Origin of the sequence: Corynebacterium sp. HMSC072A02, assembly GCF_001810085.1 — a bacterium.
Lineage (GTDB): Bacteria > Actinomycetota > Actinomycetes > Mycobacteriales > Mycobacteriaceae > Corynebacterium > Corynebacterium hesseae.
In genome coordinates, this window is sequence record NZ_KV799873.1 from 131,209 (window position 1) to 151,981 (window position 20,773).

The 20,773-nt window shown below is 61.7% G+C and carries 22 protein-coding genes; 19 read left to right on the forward strand and 3 right to left on the reverse strand.

What is annotated here, in order from left to right; genetic code table 11:
• Window positions 1–81: 81 nt before the first annotated feature.
• The 4 genes from HMPREF2698_RS11585 to HMPREF2698_RS11600 are packed head-to-tail and all read left to right on the forward strand — an operon-like array spanning window position 82 to window position 3,719.
• Window positions 82–1,752, forward strand: a complete 1,671-nt coding sequence (locus HMPREF2698_RS11585) for a nitrite/sulfite reductase (protein ID WP_070564870.1) — start codon at window positions 82–84, stop codon at window positions 1,750–1,752.
• Window positions 1,749–1,997 (forward strand): hypothetical protein, encoded by a 249-nt coding sequence (locus HMPREF2698_RS11590; RefSeq protein ID WP_070530860.1) that lies wholly within the window; start codon window positions 1,749–1,751, stop codon window positions 1,995–1,997. Before HMPREF2698_RS11585 ends, HMPREF2698_RS11590 begins: the two co-directional genes overlap by 4 nt.
• A gap of 20 nt (window positions 1,998–2,017) precedes the next feature.
• Window positions 2,018–2,710 (forward strand): sirohydrochlorin chelatase, encoded by a 693-nt coding sequence (locus tag HMPREF2698_RS11595; RefSeq protein ID WP_070564874.1) that lies wholly within the window; start codon window positions 2,018–2,020, stop codon window positions 2,708–2,710.
• The gene (locus HMPREF2698_RS11600) at window positions 2,703–3,719 is read left to right on the forward strand and encodes a sulfite exporter TauE/SafE family protein (protein ID WP_070564878.1); all 1,017 of its coding nucleotides are present in this window, start codon (window positions 2,703–2,705) and stop codon (window positions 3,717–3,719) included. The genes HMPREF2698_RS11595 and HMPREF2698_RS11600 overlap by 8 nt, the downstream gene beginning before the upstream one ends.
• A 22-nt stretch (window positions 3,720–3,741) precedes the next feature.
• Here HMPREF2698_RS11600 and cobA read toward each other — a convergent pair whose 3' ends face one another.
• On the reverse strand, window positions 3,742–4,470 hold the full coding sequence (cobA, locus tag HMPREF2698_RS11605) for a uroporphyrinogen-III C-methyltransferase (RefSeq protein WP_070564881.1): 729 nt from the start codon (window positions 4,468–4,470) through the stop codon (window positions 3,742–3,744).
• Between the two features lie 29 nt (window positions 4,471–4,499).
• On the opposite strand from cobA, the gene HMPREF2698_RS11610 reads away from it, so the two are divergent.
• The gene (locus tag HMPREF2698_RS11610) at window positions 4,500–5,453 is read left to right on the forward strand and encodes an exopolyphosphatase (RefSeq protein WP_246818412.1); all 954 of its coding nucleotides are present in this window, start codon (window positions 4,500–4,502) and stop codon (window positions 5,451–5,453) included.
• A 9-nt stretch (window positions 5,454–5,462) separates the two neighbouring features.
• Entirely contained in the window at window positions 5,463–6,692 is a 1,230-nt protein-coding gene (gene manA / locus HMPREF2698_RS11615; protein ID WP_070564891.1) for a mannose-6-phosphate isomerase, class I, read from the forward strand.
• Window positions 6,693–6,742: 50 nt separating this feature from the next.
• Here manA and HMPREF2698_RS11620 read toward each other — a convergent pair whose 3' ends face one another.
• Window positions 6,743–7,675, reverse strand: coding sequence for a DNA-directed RNA polymerase II (locus tag HMPREF2698_RS11620; protein ID WP_070564893.1), 933 nt, complete (start codon window positions 7,673–7,675; stop codon window positions 6,743–6,745).
• A 377-nt stretch (window positions 7,676–8,052) separates the two neighbouring features.
• Here HMPREF2698_RS11620 and HMPREF2698_RS11625 point away from each other — a divergent pair, with 377 nt between their 5' ends.
• The 9 genes from HMPREF2698_RS11625 to HMPREF2698_RS11665 all read left to right on the forward strand — a co-directional run bounded on the left by HMPREF2698_RS11625 (window position 8,053) and on the right by HMPREF2698_RS11665 (window position 18,050).
• A complete protein-coding gene (locus HMPREF2698_RS11625; protein WP_070522555.1) occupies window positions 8,053–8,406 on the forward strand; it encodes a DUF4259 domain-containing protein in 354 nt (117 codons plus the stop codon).
• Between the two features lie 33 nt (window positions 8,407–8,439).
• Window positions 8,440–9,060, forward strand: coding sequence for a dTMP kinase (locus tag HMPREF2698_RS11630; protein WP_070530849.1), 621 nt, complete (start codon window positions 8,440–8,442; stop codon window positions 9,058–9,060).
• 1 nt (window position 9,061) lies between these two features.
• On the forward strand, window positions 9,062–9,748 hold the full coding sequence (mtrA, locus tag HMPREF2698_RS11635) for an MtrAB system response regulator MtrA (protein WP_070522560.1): 687 nt from the start codon (window positions 9,062–9,064) through the stop codon (window positions 9,746–9,748).
• A gap of 90 nt (window positions 9,749–9,838) precedes the next feature.
• Window positions 9,839–11,491, forward strand: a complete 1,653-nt coding sequence (gene mtrB / locus HMPREF2698_RS11640; protein ID WP_070522563.1) for an MtrAB system histidine kinase MtrB — start codon at window positions 9,839–9,841, stop codon at window positions 11,489–11,491.
• The gene (gene lpqB / locus HMPREF2698_RS11645) at window positions 11,488–13,197 is read left to right on the forward strand and encodes an MtrAB system accessory lipoprotein LpqB (RefSeq protein ID WP_070564896.1); all 1,710 of its coding nucleotides are present in this window, start codon (window positions 11,488–11,490) and stop codon (window positions 13,195–13,197) included. Before mtrB ends, lpqB begins: the two co-directional genes overlap by 4 nt.
• Window positions 13,198–13,218: 21 nt before the next feature.
• Window positions 13,219–13,899: a ComF family protein gene (locus HMPREF2698_RS11650; RefSeq protein ID WP_070564899.1), complete on the forward strand. Its 681-nt coding sequence runs from the start codon at window positions 13,219–13,221 to the stop codon at window positions 13,897–13,899.
• A 171-nt stretch (window positions 13,900–14,070) separates the two neighbouring features.
• Complete coding sequence (gene hpf, locus HMPREF2698_RS11655) at window positions 14,071–14,715, forward strand: ribosome hibernation-promoting factor, HPF/YfiA family (RefSeq protein WP_070522571.1); 645 nt, start codon at window positions 14,071–14,073, stop codon at window positions 14,713–14,715.
• Window positions 14,716–14,991: 276 nt separating this feature from the next.
• Window positions 14,992–17,544 carry a preprotein translocase subunit SecA gene (gene secA, locus HMPREF2698_RS11660; RefSeq protein ID WP_070522573.1) on the forward strand — a complete coding sequence of 851 codons (2,553 nt, stop codon included), beginning with the start codon at window positions 14,992–14,994 and terminating at the stop codon, window positions 17,542–17,544.
• A gap of 179 nt (window positions 17,545–17,723) precedes the next feature.
• Complete coding sequence (locus tag HMPREF2698_RS11665) at window positions 17,724–18,050, forward strand: hypothetical protein (RefSeq protein ID WP_246818413.1); 327 nt, start codon at window positions 17,724–17,726, stop codon at window positions 18,048–18,050.
• On the opposite strand, the gene HMPREF2698_RS11670 is transcribed toward HMPREF2698_RS11665, so the two are convergent.
• The gene (locus tag HMPREF2698_RS11670; protein ID WP_246818414.1) at window positions 18,047–18,568 is read right to left on the reverse strand and encodes a hypothetical protein; all 522 of its coding nucleotides are present in this window, start codon (window positions 18,566–18,568) and stop codon (window positions 18,047–18,049) included. The genes HMPREF2698_RS11665 and HMPREF2698_RS11670 overlap by 4 nt on opposite strands.
• A gap of 123 nt (window positions 18,569–18,691) precedes the next feature.
• Here HMPREF2698_RS11670 and HMPREF2698_RS11675 point away from each other — a divergent pair, with 123 nt between their 5' ends.
• The 4 genes from HMPREF2698_RS11675 to HMPREF2698_RS11690 all read left to right on the forward strand — a co-directional run bounded on the left by HMPREF2698_RS11675 (window position 18,692) and on the right by HMPREF2698_RS11690 (window position 20,707).
• Window positions 18,692–19,102, forward strand: coding sequence for an HAD-IA family hydrolase (locus tag HMPREF2698_RS11675; protein ID WP_070522579.1), 411 nt, complete (start codon window positions 18,692–18,694; stop codon window positions 19,100–19,102).
• Between the two features lie 12 nt (window positions 19,103–19,114).
• The gene (locus tag HMPREF2698_RS11680) at window positions 19,115–19,621 is read left to right on the forward strand and encodes a DUF6912 family protein (protein WP_186312152.1); all 507 of its coding nucleotides are present in this window, start codon (window positions 19,115–19,117) and stop codon (window positions 19,619–19,621) included.
• A gap of 85 nt (window positions 19,622–19,706) precedes the next feature.
• Window positions 19,707–20,048, forward strand: a complete 342-nt coding sequence (locus HMPREF2698_RS11685; RefSeq protein ID WP_070530835.1) for a hypothetical protein — start codon at window positions 19,707–19,709, stop codon at window positions 20,046–20,048.
• A 53-nt stretch (window positions 20,049–20,101) separates the two neighbouring features.
• Window positions 20,102–20,707, forward strand: a complete 606-nt coding sequence (locus tag HMPREF2698_RS11690; protein WP_070530833.1) for a hypothetical protein — start codon at window positions 20,102–20,104, stop codon at window positions 20,705–20,707.
• Window positions 20,708–20,773 lie beyond the last annotated feature (66 nt).

Genomic DNA, 20,773 nt, shown 5'->3' on the forward strand with positions numbered 1-20,773 from the left:
TCGGGAGAAAATAAAAAAGACTGCTTTGTCTGTTTTAGCTAGACCGGTAGGTTTTCAGTATCCGACGAAAGGCAGCAGATTATGACCACCGCGACGAAGCGGCCAGCCCGCGCAAAGAAGCCAGAAGGCCAGTGGAAGATTGATGGCACCGCGCCGCTGAACTCCGACGAGGAGATCAAGCAGGCCGACGATGCCCTGGCCGTGCGCCAGCGCGTTATCGATATCTATTCCAAGCAGGGGTTTTCTTCCATCCCCGCCGAGGATCTCGCTCCCCGTTTCAAGTGGTTGGGCCTGTACACCCAGCGCAACCAGAACCTGGGCGGGGAGATGACCTCCAAGCTCAGCAACACCGAGCTGCAGGATGAATACTTCATGATGCGCGTGCGCTTCGACGGCGGCCGCGCCGATCCCGCCAAGTTGCGCGCCGTAGGAGAGATTTCGCGCGACTATGCGCGCTCCACCGCGGACTTTACGGACCGCCAGAACATCCAGCTGCACTGGATCCAGATTGAGGATGTCCCCGCCATTTGGGAGAAACTGCGCTCTGTTGGTTTGGATACCTTGCTGGGCTGCGGCGACGTCCCCCGTGTCATCCTGGGCTCACCGGTAGCGGGAGTGGCTGCTGACGAAATTATCGACGCCACCCCGGCCATCGAGGAGATCAAGAATGACTACCTCCTGCGCGATGAATTCCACAACCTTCCGCGTAAGTTCAAGTCCGCCATCTCCGGCAATGTGCGTCAGGACGTGACCCACGAGATCCAGGATGTCGCCTTCGTTGGTACGGAGCACCCGGAGTATGGCCCAGGCTTCGATTGCTTTGTGGGCGGTGGCCTGTCCACCAACCCGATGCTCTCGCAATCCCTCGGCGCATGGATCCCGCTTGAGCGTGTCCCGGAGGTGTGGGCCGGTGTCGCGCGCATCTTCCGCGATTATGGCTTCCGCCGCAACCGCAACCGCGCGCGCCTCAAATTCCTCGTGGCGCAGTGGGGCATTGAGAAGTTCCGCAGAGTCCTAGAAGAGGAGTATCTGGACGCGCCGCTTCTCGACGGCCTCCCGCTCCCCATCGCACCCGGCAACCGCGATCACGTGGGCGTGCACCGCCAGCAGGACGGCAAGTTCTACGTCGGCGTGAAACCCACCGTGGGGCATGCCACCGGCGAGCAGCTCATCGCCATCGCCGACGTGGCCGAGAAATTCGGAATCACTCGCATCCGCACGACCCCGATGAAGGAGCTGCTCTTCCTCGACGTAGAAGAAGAGGATATCCCCGCCCTGTCCCGTGCCTTGGATGAGACGGGCCTGTACTCACAGCCCTCGGAGTTTCGCCGCGGCGTCATCTCCTGCACCGGCCTGGAGTTTTGTAAGCTCGCGCACGTGACCACCAAGGCCCGCGCCATCGAGCTTGTCGATATCCTGGAAGATACCCTTGGCGACCTTGACGTGCCGCTGTCCATCGCCCTCAACGGCTGCCCTAATGCCTGCGCTCGCTCGCAGGTTTCGGACATTGGGTTGAAGGGACAGATAGTCACTGACTCTGATGGCAATCGCGTTGAAGGCTTCCAAGTTCACCTAGGTGGTGCCCTCGGCCTATCCCCAGACTGGGGGCGCAAGCTGCGCGGGCACAAGGTGGTGGCCGATGAAGTCCCCGACTATGTCATCCGCTTGGTCAATAAATACAAGGAGCAGCGCGAGGACGGCGAGCAGTTCCGCCACTGGGTGCTGCGCGCGGACGAGGAGGACTTGCAATGAATTTCCGCCGCAAGCCCAACCCCAACCGCAACCATCCCGCCTACTGCCCCTATTGCGCTGGGACCAACCTGTTCCCCGATGAAGAAGATGACTTCGCCTGGAAGTGCGAAGAATGCCTCCGCATCTTTTCCGTACGCTTCCACGGCCAAGACGATGCCCCGGTAGCGCCCGCGCTGGCGGTGTCCTCAACGGAGGCTTTGCAGCGCTCCCTCGCTCGCCGCGGCCACTCCACCGCCACCGCCTAGGAAAAGGACACCGCCCAGTCATGACAGCCCCGAATTCCACCACCGCACTGCTGACCCTCTCGCACGGCTCGCGCCATCCCGCGGCCGCAGCGAGCGTGGCGGCCCTGACCCGCGCTGCCGGCGAGCTTGCCGGTGCGCCAGCCACCGCCGCGCACCTCGAGTTCAACGATCCTCCCCTCGAAGAGGCCGCGCACAACCTTGCTGAACAAGGCGTGCGCGAGGCGATTGTTGTGCCCTTGCTTTTTACAGAGGGCTACCACCAGCGCGTCGACGTCCCCGCTGCACTGGCCCAGGCCTCCGCGGCCTCCGGAGTCACCCTCCGCCAAGCACGCGGCCTCGGCACCGGGGAGGATATGGCAAGGCTGCTCGCGCAGCAGGTGCCGGAAGGAACGGATACCGTCGTGGTGTACTCCGTCGGTTCCTCCGATGAGCGTGCTAATGCTGCGGTAGCTGATCTGGCGCGGCGCGTGGGCGAGCTCACCGGCTGCGCGGCGGAGGTCTCTTTTGCTACGCGCGGCGAGCGCCGGCCCGTGGGGCCGGAGGGGAATCAGGAAGTCGTCGTGCCGCTCTTCGTGAGCCCAGGACTGCTCCTAGACCGACTCGACACGGATTCCGGGGATGGCGGCGGCCAGTCTAGGTGTGTGCTCCCGCCCCTGGGGGAGGCGCTCGCCGGAATTGTGTCGCACCGCTATGCGGAGGTGGCCCATGCGTAGCCTCATCCTCATCGCGCTGGCGGGTGCTGCCGCGCAGCTTGTCGACGGCGGCATCGGCATGGGCTTTGGCGTAACTTCCACGACCATCCTGCTGCTGGCTGGTCTGGGCCCAGCAACGGCCTCCGCCGTGGTACACACCTCGGAGCTCGGCACCACCCTGGTCTCCGGAATCAGCCACTGGCGCTTCGGCAACGTGCACTGGCCCACCGTGCTCAAGCTCGGTGTGCCGGGAGGCCTGTCTGCCTTCGTCGGGGCGACGGTTCTGTCCAACCTCTCACTGGAAGCAGCCGCGCCCGTAACCTCCGCCATCCTCATCGTCTTGGGCATCAACCTGGTCTGGCGCTTTTCGCGAACGCGCAGCGCCGCACCGCGAGAATCCCGGCCGCATTCGACTCCTTTCCTCGCCGGCCTCGGAGTGCTGGGAGGCTTCGTCGACGCCTCGGGTGGCGGCGGATGGGGCCCGATTTCCACCTCGACACTGTTGGCGGTCGGCCGCGAACAACCGCGGCGCATTGTCGGCACCGTCAACACCGCAGAATTCCTTGTTACCTTTGGCGCGACGGCAGGCTTCATCGTTGGCCTCTGGGAAGAAATCGTGGCCAACGCTGCCGCGGTCGTGGCCCTGCTTATCGGCGGGGCGATCACTGCGCCGGTTGCGGCGTGGCTCATTTCCCGCATCAATCCCACACTCCTCGGTGGATTCGTCGGAACTGCCATCGTGGCGCTCAACATCCCCAAAGCTTTGGGGTGGGCCCTGCAGCACCCGCAGACTCTCATCGTGCAGTCCATCGCGTTCGTTCTGGGCGTGGCGGTGACCGTGTGGGGAAATGCCCGCCGTGCGCGCCGCGCTAGCGGCAAGGAAAACGAGCACAGCGGTTCCAGCACCGCGCCCCAGCGGGGCGGCAGCCGCGTTGTCGAAACCACGGAGCCGACCGGACGCGATGGCTTTCCGGCCGGCACTCCAGCGGAGGACTCAGAACCCGTCGGAGTGAGCTCGCCGCGATCCTAGGAACGTGCCGTATTGGCGTTGACTAGAGTCCGGCGACCTTGCCGATAACGATGACCGCTGGGGGAGCCACCGAGTTCTCCTCCATGGTTGCGCCTAGCTCGGCGAGTTCGCAGTGGAAGGCCCGCTCACCATCGAGGGAGCCCTCCTGGATGATGTGCACGGGGGTGTGGGGGGAAAGGGAGGCGTCGATCAGCGCGGTGGCAATGGCCGCCGCGTTCTTCACACCCATGATGACCGAAAGCGTGGCCCCAGACCGCGCGAGTGCTGCCCAATCCACCAAGGACTTGGGGTGGCCTGGCGGCAGGTGCCCGGAGACTACAGTGAAGGCATGGACGACGCCACGGTGGGTCACCGGCGTTCCTGCCAGCGCGGGGACGGCCACAGCCGACGTCACGCCGGGGATGACCTCCACCGGGAGACCCGCGGCGGTAAGGGCGGTGAGCTCTTCGAAGCCGCGACCAAATACATAAGGATCGCCGCCCTTCAGACGCACCACGCGGCGGCCTGCCCGGGCGTGCTCGATGAGAATCTCGTTGATACGCTCCTGGGCCACTTGGGCGCGGTAGGGGATCTTGGAGACGTCGATAAGCTCCTTGGCGTCAACATCACACAGCTTATCCAGCTGGGCGGTGGGGCCGAGGTGATCAGCCACGATGACCTCGGCTTCCTGCAGCGCCCGCATGCCGCGCACGGTGATGAGATCCCACGCGCCAGGGCCGCCGCCGACAAGGACTACCGGATGAATGCTCATGGCCACTCATCCTAGCTATGCTCGGGCCTATGACTTTCTATGACCCCGAATCCGTGAGCTTCTTCGACATCGCCCACGAAGGTGCCCAAGCTCGCGTGGTGGCCGCCGCCGTACCGGAGCTGGCTCGCGTGTTGGGTGGGCTGCGCCCGCGCAGTATCGTCGTCCTTGCCGCGGACCAGGTTTCCCGCGCCGCTGCCCACGTTGCCGTGGGCCTAGCCGAGCCCGCTGAGGTTCCCATCATGGTCAGCGAATCGCTGCCGCTCTTTGTCGGTGCCCTCGACGTCGTGGTGGTGGCGGGGGATAGCCCATGGGCAGAGCGCGCGCTGCACGACGCCGCGCGCCGAGGGGCGTCGACGATTCTGCTGAATGAGATCGAGGATGCTCCCGAGGACACCGTCGTCATCGACACCCTTCCCACGGCCGAAGGGATTTCACCGGTGCGCGCCATCACGGCAGTGCATGCGGTGAGCGCGGTGTTAAGCGAAGACCCGGTGTTGGTCTCCCGCCGGTTGGAGGACGTTGCCGATGCCGTGGACCGCGAGCTGGAAGCGCTGTCACCGCAGCGCGATTCCACGACGAACCCCGGGCGCGCGTTGCGTGAATTTGTGGAAGGCGGACGAATCATCCACAGCTGTGGACCCGATCCCTATGCGTTCTCGGAGGAGCGCACGCGGGTGCACCTCGACGCTCTCGTTGCCCGCATGGCGGGCACGCTGTGGGCAGTCCATGGGCTAGGCGGGACCGTCGTCGACGCGGAAGGCTTAGGGCCGATTCTGCAGACAAATCCGACGGACATCTTCTATGACCCGTTTGAATCGGAAGAGCCTTTGGTACCCTTGAAAATTGTTTTATGGGGACAGGAAGAGGCGAACCTTCCCCACTCGTTCGCAGCGGCGAGCGCCGATACCTCCTGTGGGGAATTGGCCCGCGCGCTGCAGTTGATTACGCGCAGTTATGCCGCGACCGCCTACGACGTGAAATAGAGGAAGTCAATGAAGTTGCTCACCAGTGCTGCCCGCAATTACTCGTGGGGCTCGCGCACGCTGATTCCGACGCTGCTCGGCGAGCCCGAGGCTCAAAGCCCGGTTGCTGAGCTGTGGTTTGGTGCGCACCCGGCGGATCCCTCAACGATTGAGGGAGAAAAGCTGGATGAGATCATCGCGGCGGATCCGCAAGGCCAGCTGGGGCAGCGGGTGGCTGACAAGTATGGCGCCGGCCTTCCCTTCTTGCTGAAGATTTTGGCGGCTGCAGAGCCGCTGTCGCTGCAGGCGCACCCTTCGAAGCAGCAGGCCGAGGAAGGTTTCGCCCGCGAGAACGCGGCGGGAATCGACCTCACGGCGTCAAACCGCAACTACAAGGATGACAACCACAAGCCAGAGCTCATCGTGGCGCTCACGGAGTTCTACGCCATGGCGGGTTTCCGTCCGCTAGCGCAGACCCGCAGCCTCTTTGCGGCCTTGGACTGCGAAGAACTGGCTCACTACGAGGGCATGCTCGACACCGATCCTGCCGCTGAAGGCGACAGCCTCCGCGCGCTGTTTACCACGTGGATTACGATCCCGGGTGCCAAGCGCAAGGAGCTGATCAGCGCGGTGGTAGCGGCGGGCGAGCGCCTGCGCGGCAACCAGGCGGGCGAGCCGTGGATGGCCACCGTGATGGCAACCGTGGCCAAGCTCAACGAGCAATATCCGGGGGATATCGGCGTGTTGGGCGCGTTGCTGCTCAATCACATCGTCCTGCAGCCGGGGGAGGCGATTTACCTTGACGCTGGGCAGCTGCATGCCTATGTCTCTGGCCTGGGTGTAGAGATCATGGCTAACTCCGATAACGTGCTGCGCGGTGGCCTGACCCCGAAGTTTGTTGACGTCCCCGAGCTGGTTAAAGTCCTCACCTACCAGGCGGCAGAAGATCCGCGCGTGGACCTGAAAGACGCAGCCGAGACAGGAGGCATAAAGGGTGCAGAGGCATGGTCCTACCCAGTGCCGATTGAGGAGTTCCTGCTGGATCGCGTCGAGCTTTCTGGTGAGGAGAGCGTCGAGGTCGACAGCGATGGCCCCATGATTGTGTTGTGCACCTCCGGCTCGGTGGCACTGAGCAATGCCGAGGCAGAAAACGTCAGCCTTGGCGCGGGTCACGCGGCGTGGATTCCCGCTAGCGACCCGGCCGCCATCGTTCGTTCCACCGGTGGCGAAGACGCCGAGGTGTTTATCGCCCGCGTTTAGTCTGCGGCTGTTTCGTTAACTCTGCTGCCGTTGAGTTAACGGCGCGGGTATTAGGCGGACTGCGTCAATGCTGATGCGGCGGTAGTTTCGCCGTTGTCGGCTAAATGAGCAGCGGTGGGGGTCGCTGCGGAAGGCTCTTCCGCCGCGGGAGCATCATCCGTCGGCGCGGCGGGAGTCGGGGCGGCCTCGTTGGTGCGGTAAGCCGCGGATTCGCGCTCCACTGCTTCCACTACATCGGCGCCTTGTACCTCGCCGCCCTGTGGAGCGGCATCGATAGGCTCGCCCTGTTGCGCTTTCGGCTCCGCATCAGGCGCGGGCGCGTTCTGAGTGAACCCGGCGGGGTGCGGGATGAAGGAGCCAAGCGGTTCAGGAACTCCAGTGTTCTGCGAGGGCGTAGGTTCCTTGGGTTGCGGCTGCTCAGCGGGCTGGTTGCCGTCCTGGTCCTCCACTGGGCCCTCTTGCGGCACGGCGGTCTGAGATTCCGGCGTGGCCGACGGCTGAGTGGGCTCGGAGCTTTGCTGAGGAGTACCCGGAATCGGTGTTTCGGAGGCCGGAGTAGAGCCGTCCGTTGGCGGCACGGCAGGGGCCGTGCTGACCGGCGCCTGCGGGTACGGATTGTTCGGAGTTGCCTGCGGCTGCTGGTTCTGCAGTGAGGAAACATTGTCCGGGCGGTAGACGGCCGTGGGGCCAACCGGCTCCGTGCGGTTCACCACGGCATTCGGTGCCAGGTAGGGATCCTCCGCCGGCGCGGCGACATTAGTTTTCGATTGCTTCGGTTGCGTGGATGTCGGGGCAGCCGTGGTGGTATAGGAATGCGTTGTCGAGGGAGCGGAAGACGCGGTGCTCGACACGGCGGTGGCAGCGGAGGGCTTAGACACGACGGATTCGGGCGCGCTCATGCGCCACACTGCGACGCCTACGGCGACGGCACAGAGGAGGCCGGCCGCGACAAAGACCAAGATGCGGCGTGAACTGCTCGTCATGCGGGGTGCTCTCCTTCCTGCACAAAAGCCTGCGTAAATGTCACAAGTCGGTAACAACGATAACACGAATCCGGAGATAGTAAATGGCCTGGGCAAAATTCCCCGTTTAGGCGTGGCATAGGGCAGTGGGCGAAATGCAGCATATGGAGGAGGACAGGAGGAGAGGCAGTCGGAAGACGGCACGGAGCGATGTGACCGTAATAAAACCGCGCTCTTGACCGAAGCCTTGCATGAGGGCATCTAAAGAATGGTAGAAATTGGATTAGATACCGGCTGCGCGGAGCGCCCGCCCGCGAAGCTGCACCGGCCCACCGTGGATACACGAACGCGGATAAAAACACAGACCCCTAATTCACTTAAGGATGAAGGAGAAAGCAATGAGCTCATGGGATGAGGACATCTTCGCCGACGAGGTCAACGTCGACTTCCTGGATGAACTGGCAGACCTTGAGGATGAAGAAATCGTTGCCGCGGTAGATGATGCCTGCGCGCTTGCGGTCTCGGGCGAAGAACAGACCGAGGAGGAGCAGCGTAACGCCTTGGCGGCGGCCACGATAGCCGCGATCTGGGCAGGCGCCCCGTTCAGCGCCGGAGAAGTCGTCGAAGACTATCCCTTCATCCGGGATCTCGCCGGATCCGGCAGCGAAAACCTCAACGAACATGCCCTGGAGTTGCTCGAAGAGGTCGAGGAAGACTACGACCTCGAGCCCTTCATCGAGGCCTTGTCCTAACGGCAGCACTAGGTACACGCTAGATATAACAGCATGCTGATCAGTATTGAAGGAATCGATGGCGCGGGTAAAAACACCATTACCCAGCGCCTGCGGGAAGAACTAGCCTGCGATGTCGAAGTCTTGAGCTTTCCCCGCTACGAAGAGTCCATCCATGCGCAGCTCGCGCAGGAGGCCCTGTATGGGCGTATGGGGGATCTGACCGATTCGGTCTATGGAATGGCTACGCTCTTTGCGCTGGATCGGCACGGAGCCAAAGAGCAGCTCCTTGCCGCCGCTGAGTCCACGGATAGCCTGCTCATCTTGGATCGCTATGTGGCGTCCAACGCTGCGTATTCCGCCGCGCGGGTCGGCGGTGAGCTCATCGTCGATTGGATCTATGAGCTCGAGTTTGAACGCTTCGGCCTGCCGGTGCCGCAGCTGCAGATCTTTTTGGATACCGACGTCGCCCTTGCCGGTCAGCGTGCCGTGGCCCGTGCAGCAGAGGATGAAGGGCGCAACCGCGACCGCTATGAGCGCGATGCCGCGTTGCAGTCTCGCACGGCGGCCGCCTACCGTCGCTTAGCAGAGCAGCAGTGGGCAGGGCGGTGGATCGCCACCGCGGATGCCGATATGATTATCCAAGCTGTCAAGGAGCTTGTAGGAGAACAATAAAGTGGCACCGAAAATCTTGGTCGTGGATGATGACCCGGCAATCGCCGAAATGCTCACCATCGTGCTCGAGGCAGAAGGGCTGGAGCCTATTGCCGTTAACGATGGAAATGAGGCGATCCCGGCCTTCCGCGAGCATGACCCGGATCTGATCCTGTTGGATCTCATGCTTCCGGGCATGAATGGCGTGGATATTTGCCGCGCCATTCGTACTGAGTCCTCGGTGCCCATCGTCATGCTGACGGCGAAGACAGACACCGTTGATGTGGTTCTCGGCCTCGAATCGGGTGCGGATGATTACATCACCAAGCCCTTCAAGCCGAAGGAGCTCATCGCCCGTATCCGCGCGCGCCTGCGTCGAATCGATGGGGGCACGGGAGAAATTATTGAGGTGGGGGACCTGCTTATCGACGTCCCCGAGCACACCGTTACCCGCAAGGGCGGCGAGGAAATCTCGCTGACTCCGCTGGAGTTCGACCTTCTTCTGGAGATGGCGCGCAAGCCCGGCCAGGTGCATACTCGCGAGGCGCTGCTTGAATCTGTCTGGGGTTACCGCCACGCATCCGATACGCGCCTTGTCAACGTGCACGTCCAGCGCCTGCGCGCGAAGATTGAGCACGACCCCGAGGATCCGCGTATCGTCCTCACCGTGCGCGGCGTGGGGTACAAGACTGGAAAAACCGCCGAGTAAAGGACTGCCGCTATTTTTGGTTGGTTAAGGCGAGTCCGGGATGGCGTCGTCGAGCGCTGGCGCACCTCCCTGCAGACACGTGTCCTGGGCATGATGTTGGTGGCCTCCACGGTGGTCATGATCATCCTGGCCTACGCGCTGGTGTCGGTGCTGACGCAGCAGCTGGTGAGCCAGAAGGAGGACACGGCGCTTCAGGAGCTTGATCGCGCCCGCGTGGCCGTGGAACAGCAGATCGATGCCACCGGTACGGCAAACTCAACGCAGGTGCGCATCAATTCTGCACGCGCCGCCTTGGGCCAATTATCGGCGCAACAACCCGACGCCCAGGCCGTGTATGAACCGGTCATCGTCGTGGAGAATTCCGACGGCACGGCCACAACGTCCCCGGAGGGCTACCGCATCCCCGGCGGGATGCGCGAGCTCGTTGGCCGGGGCCAAGTCGTGCAGCAATACGCCACGGTGGACCAGCAATCGGGAGCAACCTATAACGCGCTGATGGTGGGCACGCCCATTGAAAGCGACATTCCGAATACCCAGGTCTACCTCGTGTTGTCCATGGAATCTGAGGAATCCACGATGGCTCTCATGCGTGGTTTGCTCTCGGCTGCCGGAGTGGTGGTGGTTGTCCTCCTCGTCGGCATCGCCTGGCTGGCAACCCAGCAGGTGATCGTCCCGATTCGCTCCGCCTCGCGCATTGCGCAGCGCTTTGCTGCCGGCCACCTGCGTGAGCGCATGGTGGTCAACTCAGACGATGAAATGGGCCGCCTCGCCTCCTCCTTTAACGACATGGCAGATAAGCTGTCTAAGCAGATCACCCAACTGGAGGAGTATGGCGATCTCCAGCGGCAGTTCACTTCCGACGTGTCCCACGAGCTGCGCACGCCATTGACAACGGTGCGCATGGCGGCGGATGTCATCGCGGAAGATGCGGATGAATTCAACCCTTACACCAAGCGCTCGGCGGAGCTGCTCATCAAGGAGCTGGATCGCTTCGAGGACTTGCTCGCGGACCTGTTGGAGATCTCTCGCCACGATGCCGGCGTGGCTGACCTCTCCACGGCTTCCATCGACATTCGCTCCTGCGTGGACTCCGCGCTGAGCCAAGTGGAGCACCTCGCCTCGGAGCTCGGAGTGGAGGTCGTCCTTCATTTGCCGGAGGAACCCGTCGCCGTGGAATGCGATTCGCGTCGCGTCGAGCGCATCCTGCGCAACCTGCTTGCGAACGCCATCGACCACTCTGAGGGCAATCCCGTCATCGTGGACGTCGGCGCGACTGAGGATGCCGTCGGCATCGCCGTCACCGACTCCGGTGTGGGGCTCAAGGAAGGCCAAGAAGAGCTGGTGTTCAACCGCTTCTGGCGCGCGGATTCTTCGCGCAAGCGCCATTCTGGTGGAACCGGCTTGGGCCTTGCCATCGCTCGCGAGGATGCCGTGCTCCATGGGGGCACGCTCGACGCCATCGGCTACTACGGCGTCGGTTCGCGCTTCCGATTGATCCTTCCACGCACTCCGGGGCAGCAGGTGGAGTCCGAGCCCATTGCTCTGGAAGTGCCGGGGGCACCGAAGCCCATAGAAGCAGAGGAACAATTCGCTCTTGAGCTGAGCGCTGATCCGGAGGCTCCTGCGGTTAAAGCAGAAACGGACAACGGGATTGTGTGGCCCTCCGAGCGTGAGGCCCGCGCCGTGGATCCGCCTTTTAACCAAGACAGCGTGTCCGACTTCGAGGAGGAGGCTCAGCGATGATTCCAGCCCGCTGCCCGCTCGCAGTACTCAGTTGCGTCGCACTCACCGCTCTCGTTGGTTGTTCGACGTTGCCGCATAACACCGATCCGCAGGTGATTAGTACCTTCGAACCGCATGACCGGGCCGACGATGCCGTCGTCGAGCCGCGCGCCGATAGCGAACCTGATTTGCTTGTCCGTGACTTTTATTCGGCCGTGGCGATTCCCACCGGAAACTACGCTGCCGCACGCACCTTCCTTTCCTCTGAGATAGCCAATTCTTGGGACCCTACTGACACCGTTCTCGTGGTGGATTCCATCGATCTGGTGACCTCGAACATGGAGGACGGTGCCCTGGAGTATTCGGTGCGTGGCAATATCATCGGCCGTCTGGCCAACGGCGGGGCCTATGTCCCCGATAACTCGCGTCTTGAGGCGACCGTTCGGCTGCGCCAATTCAATGGGCAATGGCGCATTACGGATCTGCCTACCGGTGCCGTGATTGAGCGCACCGAATTGCGCAATCGCTATCGCCCGCAGTCGCTGTACTTTTTCGATACGACTCAACGCCTGCTTGTGGCGGATCGTCGCTGGCTTTATTCGGGAAAGGATTCGATTGCCTCGGAGCTGGTCACGCTTTTGCTGCAGGGGCCATCTTCCGATATCGCGCCAGCAACCTCCAGCCTGATCCCCAAGGACGCCACCTTCTTGGGAATCAATGATGGAGTCTATGAGTTCAGCGGCATGGCCTCGATGACTCAGGAGGAGCGCCTTAAGTTCGCCGCCCAGCTGGTGTGGACCCTCAACAACGCCGAGATCACGAACTCCGTCCGCGCCACCATCGATGGCAGCCCGCTCGTGGATGGCATGGAGGAGATGACCATTGATGATTTCGCGGAGTTTAACCCCGAGGTAGCCGCCCAATCGGTGCCCAAGCTCTATGCAGTCAACGATGGTTCGCTGCTTGAGGTTAAGGGTGAAGGCAGCGCCGAGGTGCCGGGCATGGCCGGACAGATTCATGACATTCAGTCCGCCGATATCTCCGATGAGGGGATGGTGGCCGCCGTGCGCAAGCGCTCCGAGAAGGAGTCGCAGCTAACGATGGGCGAGCTGGGCCACGAGCTCGAGAATTCGATCAAGGGCGAGACTTTGGCCCGCCCCACTTTTGAGGTGGGCGGCCAGGTGGCGTGGACCGTCGTCGACGGCAAACACGTGGTCCGCGTGACGCGTTCTCCGGCCACCGGAGAGCTGAGCACCGCCGAGGTTGACACCTCCGCGTTGGAGAACGTGGAGGGAGAGATTTCGGTCATCCGTCTGTCACTCACGGGAGCGCGCATCGCCATGATTATCGACGGCAGCGTGTACACCGGCGTGGTTGCCCGCGCGACGTCGGGAGAGCGCCGCATAGTCAACGTCCACCAAGTAGGCCCGGAGCTGACCGGTTCGGCGCTGTCGGTGGAGTGGCAGACGGACGGCTCCCTGCTCGTGGGTACCTCCGCCTCGAACTCTCCGGTGTGGCGCATCGAGCAAGATGGTTCTTCGGCAACAACACTGCCTACCGGAAACATTACCGCGCCCGTGGTGGCGGTGGCGTCCTCACCGTCGACGCACTACGTCACCGATGCGCACGCCCTGTTGCAGCTTCCTGCGGGCGGGTCCGAGCGCTCCTATTGGCGTGAGGTCGAAGGTCTGCAGGGCGTGCGCTCCTCACCCATCATCGCGCGCTAGAGTCGCGCTAGAGTGGGGCGCATGCCGAAAAACCGGGGGATAGGGGAGGCCGCCGCCGCACTTCTGGAACTGTTCCTGCCGCGCCCGTGCGCGGGGTGTGGCGGTGAGACCACCGAAGGCGGGGTGCTGTGCACGGCCTGCCAGGAACACCTTCGACAGGTGCCACGCCGCGTGGAACGCCCGCAACCCCTAGGTTTCCCGGCCTGGGCCCTTGGCCCCTATTCCGATACTCGCCGTGGGGTCATCATCGCTATGAAGGAACGCGGGCACCAGGCGGTGCGAGCTCACCTCGGTGCGGTGTTGGCTGCCGGCATCGAGTACCTGCGCGCACGCGGCGATATTCCGGAGACCGCGCTGCTCGTGCCGGCACCCACACGCGCGTCGTCGGCCCGCCAGCGCGGTGGTGATCCCGTCGCTGCGCTGTGCCAGGCGGCGTCCGCCCGGCTTCCGGGCTGGGACGTGGTCAATGCCTTGAGCACAGCCGAAGGTAGTGCGGACCAGTCGCAGCTCGGCGCGGCGGAACGCGCCGACAATATGCGCAGGGCAGTGCTCTTGCGGCCCTGTGCCCGCGAACTGGTGGGACGCAGTGTGCTGCTTGTCGACGACGTCATCACGACCGGCGCAACTCTTCGCGCCAGCGCCGCTCGCGTGTGGGCCATCGGGGGTGATGTGGCCGGCGCGATTGTGCTGGCAGATGCGTAGGGAGGGGCGTCGCCAAGCATGCGCAGAGGGGGCCACTGACAGGGTTGGTTATGACCAGTGGTAGCATGAGGGGTGTCACAGGGAAGCGGGCATCAAGCCCCTCATCACAGGGCTGTGAGCGTCCGCAGAATGTGCAGTCATTCAGTCCCCACGAGAATAGGGAGGCATTTCATGTCCCAGCAGACCAACGCTCAGGTCACCATCACCGGCCGCAACGTGGAGGTTCCGGAGCACTTCCAGGACCGCGTCACTGAAAAGTTGGCCAAGATCGAGCGTCTTGATCCGACCCTGACGTTCTTCCACGTGGAGCTGCAGCACGAGCCGAACCCGCGCCGCGAGTCCGAGGCTGAGCGCCTGCAGATCACCGCCACTGGTAAGGGCCACATCGCACGCGCCGAGGCTAAGGAAGATTCCTTCTACGCCGCGCTCGAAACCGCCCTGGGCAAGATGGAGCGCTCCCTGCGCAAGGTCAAGGTACGTCGCGAGAACGTGAAGTCCGGCCACCGCGCTCAGAAGGGTACTGGTGAGATTGCCGCTGAGCTGGTCGCCGAGGCTGAAGCAGCCAAGCCGGCCAAGGAAGAGCGCTACATCGACCCCTACGCAGAGACCGTCGAGGATGTTCGCCCGGGCCAGGTTGTGCGCTTCAAGGAGCACCCCGCCACCCCGATGTCTGTTGATGATGCACTCAGTGAGATGGAGCTGGTTGGCCACGACTTCTACCTCTTCATCAACGAAGAGAACAACAAGCCTTCCGTGGTCTACCGCCGCCACGCATTCGACTACGGTCTCATCTCCCTGACGGATGCTGATGCTTAAGGCCTAAGCCTCCAAGGGCCTTAGCGCCCTAACCCACAGGCTCCCTGCCCCGCAGCGCACGCGCGCAGCGGGGACAGGGAGCTTTCTTAAGTCTCTATTAACATCCATTAATCCCTGTCTGCTGAGCTTTGCGTGGGGAGGAGGCGGCCGCAAGAGGGGTGCCGGGCAGTGGCCGGATTCGCACTTTGGGTTGGGTGGCGAATCATTACAGAAAAGCTAGTGAGTACAATGGCGACGAGTTAACTTATTTGTCGCGACAAGAAGGATTATCTAGACGTGTTTGGACTTTCCAAGCTGCTCCGTGCCGGTGAGGGACGCACCGTCAAGCGCCTGGCTAAAATTGCAGATGATGTTATTGCCCTAGAAGATAAATTCGCGGCGCTGTCGGATGATGAGCTAAAGGCTAAGACTGACGAGTTTAAGAAGCGTCTGGCGGACGGCGAGAAGATGAATGACATTCTTCTCGAAGCATTTGCCACCGTGCGTGAGGCAGCCTGGCGCGTGCTCGACCAGAAGCACTACAAGGTGCAGATCATGGGCGGTGCAGCCCTGCACTTCGGCAACGTCGCCGAGATGCGCACCGGTGAGGGCAAGACCCTGACCTCCTTGCTGCCGGCCTACCTCAACGCGCTGGAGGGCAAGGGCGTGCACATCGTGACGGTCAACGATTACCTGGCCAAGCGTGACGCCGAGATGATGGGCCGTGTCCACCGCTGGCTAGGCCTTACCGTGGGCGTCATCCTTTCTGAGATGCGCCCTGCGGATCGCAAGGAAGCATATGCGTGCGATATTACGTACGGCACCAACAACGAGCTGGGCTTTGACTACCTCCGCGACAACATGGTCCGCTCGCTGAATGACACGGTCCAGCGCGGCCACAATTACTGCATCGTGGATGAGGTTGACTCCATCCTTATCGATGAGGCCCGTACCCCGCTCATTATTTCCGGTCCGGTTGACGGCTCCTCCCAGTTCTACGGCGTCTTCTCCCAGCTGGCGCCGAAGATGCGCGAAGGTATCCACTACGAGGTGGACCACAAGAAGCGCACCATCGGTGTGCTGGAGGAAGGCGTGGAATTCGTTGAGGATCAGCTGGGCATTGAGAACCTCTACGCCCCAGAGCATTCCCAGCTGGTGTCCTACCTCAACAACGCCCTGAAGGCCAAGGAGCTTTTCACCCGCGATAAGGACTACATCGTCCGCAACGGCGAGGTTCTCATCGTGGATAGCTTCACCGGCCGCGTGCTTGCTGGCCGTCGCTATAACGAGGGCATGCACCAGGCCATTGAGGCTAAGGAAGATGTGGAGATTAAGAACGAGAACCAGACTCTGGCCACCGTTACGCTCCAGAACTACTTCCGCCTGTACGAGAAGATTTCCGGCATGACCGGTACCGCAGAGACCGAGGCAGCCGAGCTGCACTCCATCTATGGTCTCGATGTGGTGCCGATTCCGACCAACAAGCCGAACCAACGTATCGATCACTCCGACCGTATCTACAAGACCCAAGAGGCGAAGTTCGCCGCGGTGGTTGATGACATTGAGGAACACGTCGCCGCAGGTCAGCCGGTGCTGGTGGGTACAACCTCTGTGGAGCGCTCCGAATACCTCTCCCAGTTGCTGAGCAAGCGCGGAATCAAGCACTCGGTGCTTAACGCCAAGCACCACGAGGAAGAGGGCCAGATTGTCGCCCGTGCCGGCCGCCCCGGCACCGTTACCGTAGCCACCAACATGGCCGGCCGTGGTACCGATATCGTGCTCGGCGGTAACCCCGAGGTCATCCTGGATGAAAAGCTGCGCGATCGCGGCCTCGATCCCTTCGAAGATGAAGAGAAGTACCAAGAGGCCTGGGACGCCGAAATCGATCGCGAAAAGGAACACTCCAAGAAGCTGGGTGACCAGGTCCGCGAGGCCGGCGGCCTGTACGTGCTGGGTACCGAGCGCCACGAGTCGCGTCGTATTGATAACCAGCTGCGCGGCCGTACCGGACGCCAGGGTGACCCGGGCGAGACCCGCTTCTACCTGTCCATGCGTGATGAGCTCATGGTGCGCTTCGTGGGCCAGTCCATGGAGAACATGATGAACCGCCTCAACGTGCCGGATGACGTGCCAATTGAGGCCAAGATGGTGTCCAACTCTATTAAGGGCGCACAGGCGCAGGTTGAGAACCAGAACTTTGAGATGCGTAAGAACGTGCTCAAGTACGACGAGGTGCTGAACGAACAGCGCAAGGTGGTTTACGCTACCCGCCACGACATCCTTGAGGCCAGCGACATCAAGGACAACATCCGTGAGATGATCGACGACACCGTGTCTGCCTACGTGGCGGGTGCTACGGCCACCGGCTATGTGGAGGACTGGAACCTCGACGAGCTGTGGAATGCCTTGGAGTCCCTGTATGGGCCGACCAAGACGCATGAGGAGCTTGTCGACGGTACCGAGTACGGCTCCGCCGGCGAAATCTCCGCCGAGCAGCTGCGCGATGCACTGGTGGCTGATGCCAACTCCGAGTACGACAAACTTGAAGAGTCCGTCAGCGCCATCGGCGGCGAGAGCCAGATGCGCAATGCAGAACGCATGATCATCTTGCCGATCATTGATCAGAAGTGGCGTGAGCACCTCTATGAGATGGACTACCTCAAGGAGGGCATTGGACTGCGTGCAATGGCACAACGTGATCCTCTGGTGGAATACCAGAAGGAGGGCGGCGACATGTTCAACGCCATGAACGAAGCTGTGAAGGAAGAAACTGTGCGCCAGTTGTTTATGTTGCGTAAACAGTTCAAGGCTCAGGAAGAGGCGAACGCCGCGGACGAGGCGGAAGCCTAGTAAATGCCAACACCACAGCGTTATTGAGCGCTGAGGTGCAGCGAGGCGCCGTGTGGGAAGTGCTCCCCGCGGCGTCTTTTTTATTGGAGGCACTTAGGTATATACTGGCAAATTAGTAATTATTATTCTTCGGAGGTTGAGTGAGTATGCGCCGCTTGTCTGTGCGAGTAGGTCTATCCGTGTTCGCATCTGCCACCCTGCTGGGTGGCGGCGCGGCTGCATCTGCTGTGGAGCTTGCTCCCGAAGAACAGTGCCAGCTCTCTTCCGTTTTGAGCTCGCATGGAGATGAATCCGCCAAAGACACGGTACTCAGCTCCCAGGACATTGTTCCCACCGAGTGTGGCGCAGTGGCCACGCCGGAAAGTGCGGAAGAAACCACCAAGAAATCACCGGTAGTGGGGGCCACGATGTTCGGCGGTATCAGTTTGGCTTTGGTGAGTGCTTCCGCTGCATTCGCGGGCATCGACTGGACGCCAATCTTGATCAAGCTGGGGTCGCTTTTCTAAACTTCCGGCTCCCCGTTGCCGTGGGGATGTATGCCGACTGAAAGCAACCGGAAGGAACTCAGGTGCCGTCCAACGGCGGCGCCGGTAAAGGCGCGTCGCGTCGATCCCATGAGCACCGAGCCGAAGAACTCGCCATTCGAGCGCGCATGCAAGCTACGCAGCGCCATCCCTCCGCGCCACTCCGAGGACGCCTGGGCCTTCCGCCAAGCGCGGACATGGTTTGCAATTTCCGGTGCAAAACGTGGGTTGTTGAGGTGGCTTAAAGGCCGCAGCGCGGCGGCAACTTCTAGAACTATGACTACAAGCCCGTGGATCTCTTTCCGCGTAGCGAGGTCACCCGCAGTAGGTTGACGCTCGTAACGGATACGCTGTGGGGCAACATACAGCTGCAAATGGCTCATCCCAGGGATGGGGGTGTACATGGGGATCGCGTCCTCTTCCGCGATAAGCGGGGCGGAGGAGTGCGCGAAGGCTAGGTTCGGGGCGGGCGCGGTGAAGGAAGGTGGACGCACGTTCATTGTGCCACGGTAGGCCTATATGCGGCCAGAGCACTGCAGTGCATAAGCCGGTGAGAGCGGGCGGGCGGTATGTTCGCTATACTTTCGGACGATAAACACAGTTCAATGCGAAGGGTAGATAATATGCGTGGACTCATCGTCGATTTTGTAGGCGTTCTTGACGGCACCGAAGAAGACGTCAAGCGCTGGCGGGATCTGTTCGCCGCCGCGAAATCAAACGGAGTTGCCACCGCAATCCTTTCCAACGATCCGGGCGGCCCGGGCGCTGAGCACATTCGTGAGTGGGAATACCGCGGCATCGTTGATGCCGTTGTGCTTTCTGGTGAGGTCGGCGCTGAGAAGCCGGAGCGCGCTGCTTTCCAAGCCGCAGCGGATGCCATTGATCTGCCGATTAATGACTGTGTCATGGTGGATGACTCCATCGTTAACGTACGTGCGGCGGTGGAAAACGGCATGGTCGGCATGCTCTACACCGTCTTCGACCGCACGAGCGTAGAGGTTCAGGCAGTCTTCGACATTGAAGGTGAGTTCTAAGTGTCGAAGGATGTGCGCGTCTTCCTGCCGGCAACCTTTTCCATGCTGGCTGAGCTCGAGGAAACCGGCCAGCTTACTGCCCGCAGCGGCTGGGGTTTTGCGCTAACCCCCGCGTTGCGCGAGTTCTACACCGAGGGTGACGAGGAAGAGATCGAATACTCCGCTTTCCTCGAAGCATCTATGGCTTCGCTGAGGCTCTTGGCTATCGGTGATGAGGAGAAGTTTCCGCACCGCCGAGTCGTCATTTCCGTCGACGTGGACGAGTCCGTGGTGACCCCGAAGCCGGACATGGGGGAACCGGTCGTGGCGCTGGATCCCGCGACCATCACGAAGGACAATCTTCAGGCCATCCACGTGGACATCGAAGAGTCCGAAGCCACTACTGCCAAGGCTATCGACGCCATCGATAACGCCGACCTTGGTGACGAAGATGCTGAGCTCGCCGTCGGTGATGCCCTGGATAATTTCATGGCCTTCTATGACCCGACTGAACTGCCTATCCTCGTGGAGCTTCTCTAAGTATTTTCTGGGCTTTCATCGCCGTGGGTTCATGCATGGTGCTAATCTGAGCCTTTATTGTCGTCGCCAGAAAAGGAGCACCACCATGAAGGCAACTCGCTTAGCTAGCCTTGTCACCGCTGCGGCCCTGAGCACCGCATCTCTCGTCTCAGTGCCAGCTGCCGGAGCTGAGGAAGCAGTAGCGCCAACAGTGCAGACTAACCAGACCGCGCAGGGGAGCTCTCTTCAAGGAACTGCTAACAACAAACCGGACCCCAGCAATCCGGACCCCGACATGGCCGTGATGCCTAAGACTCCGTGGCTGCGAATTCTTGAGGGCTCTTCGCAGGGGCCGACAGGCGTTATTATCGCCATCCTTTTCGGCATCGTGAGCATCGGTCTGGCCGCGTACAAGGAGTTCGGTGATTACCTGCCCAAGCTGGGCTAAATGCTGATAGCCTGCAGGGGTAATAGTCAGCCTGATCGAAAGGTCCCCTCAGCATGTCTTCCTCTCGTCTTCGCCGGGTAGTTGCCGTCTCTACCGTGTCTGTTGCTGTCCTAGCCAGCGGTGTCGTTGCCCCCACGGCCGGAGCCGTGACCACTTCCATCAAGGATGAAAAGTGCACCATTACCTTGAGCGAGGAGGAGGCGAGCGATCTTAAGAATGCGGAGTCGAAGGACAACGATGTCGATAGCAGCCTGCTGAAGGATGGCCTTAAGATTCTTCCCAAGGACGCCGAAAAGCGTGCACGTGACGTGGAGAATCAGTCGGAAGAGCTCTACCGTGCCCTAGCTGGCTATGAGGTAGATGCTGAACTCGGTGGTGAGGAATCCGCCAAGCGCGCCAAGAACAACATTGCGGTGGCGGAGACCTTCCGCAAGATTGCACCCGACTACGTTAAAGCTCTCAACGCCTGTGCGAAGAAAGAAGAGCTCAATAAGGAACAAGAAGGCGGTGGCAACACCTCCTCCAACATTGACACGGGCGGCGCTGTCATCCTCGGGGTTTCCGGTGGCTTGGCCGTGATCCTCATGGCTCTTCGCGCGGCAGGCCCCTACCTGAAGACCGTCCTGCCGCCGCAGCTGACGGCAATGCTCCCGATCTAAAGCCTCGGTGCCTAAAGAACGCGCAAGCCCCTTCCTTTAGGAAGCTTCGGGCTTAAGGCCCTTTGG

Coding starts and splice junctions, on each gene's coding strand:
- HMPREF2698_RS11685 (WP_070530835.1), top strand. CDS start 19,707: ATGAAGGCAACTCGCTTAGCTAGCCTTGTCACCGCTGCGGCCCTGAGC.
- HMPREF2698_RS11610 (WP_246818412.1), top strand. CDS start 4,500: ATGACTTTCTATGACCCCGAATCCGTGAGCTTCTTCGACATCGCCCAC.
- cobA (WP_070564881.1), bottom strand. CDS start 4,470: ATGAGCATTCATCCGGTAGTCCTTGTCGGCGGCGGCCCTGGCGCGTGG.
- HMPREF2698_RS11630 (WP_070530849.1), top strand. CDS start 8,440: ATGCTGATCAGTATTGAAGGAATCGATGGCGCGGGTAAAAACACCATT.
- HMPREF2698_RS11670 (WP_246818414.1), bottom strand. CDS start 18,568: ATGAACGTGCGTCCACCTTCCTTCACCGCGCCCGCCCCGAACCTAGCC.
- HMPREF2698_RS11595 (WP_070564874.1), top strand. CDS start 2,018: ATGACAGCCCCGAATTCCACCACCGCACTGCTGACCCTCTCGCACGGC.
- hpf (WP_070522571.1), top strand. CDS start 14,071: ATGTCCCAGCAGACCAACGCTCAGGTCACCATCACCGGCCGCAACGTG.
- HMPREF2698_RS11620 (WP_070564893.1), bottom strand. CDS start 7,675: ATGACGAGCAGTTCACGCCGCATCTTGGTCTTTGTCGCGGCCGGCCTC.
- HMPREF2698_RS11690 (WP_070530833.1), top strand. CDS start 20,102: ATGTCTTCCTCTCGTCTTCGCCGGGTAGTTGCCGTCTCTACCGTGTCT.
- HMPREF2698_RS11585 (WP_070564870.1), top strand. CDS start 82: ATGACCACCGCGACGAAGCGGCCAGCCCGCGCAAAGAAGCCAGAAGGC.
- mtrB (WP_070522563.1), top strand. CDS start 9,839: ATGATGTTGGTGGCCTCCACGGTGGTCATGATCATCCTGGCCTACGCG.
- lpqB (WP_070564896.1), top strand. CDS start 11,488: ATGATTCCAGCCCGCTGCCCGCTCGCAGTACTCAGTTGCGTCGCACTC.
- HMPREF2698_RS11600 (WP_070564878.1), top strand. CDS start 2,703: ATGCGTAGCCTCATCCTCATCGCGCTGGCGGGTGCTGCCGCGCAGCTT.
- HMPREF2698_RS11590 (WP_070530860.1), top strand. CDS start 1,749: ATGAATTTCCGCCGCAAGCCCAACCCCAACCGCAACCATCCCGCCTAC.
- manA (WP_070564891.1), top strand. CDS start 5,463: ATGAAGTTGCTCACCAGTGCTGCCCGCAATTACTCGTGGGGCTCGCGC.
- HMPREF2698_RS11625 (WP_070522555.1), top strand. CDS start 8,053: ATGAGCTCATGGGATGAGGACATCTTCGCCGACGAGGTCAACGTCGAC.
- HMPREF2698_RS11650 (WP_070564899.1), top strand. CDS start 13,219: ATGCCGAAAAACCGGGGGATAGGGGAGGCCGCCGCCGCACTTCTGGAA.
- HMPREF2698_RS11675 (WP_070522579.1), top strand. CDS start 18,692: ATGCGTGGACTCATCGTCGATTTTGTAGGCGTTCTTGACGGCACCGAA.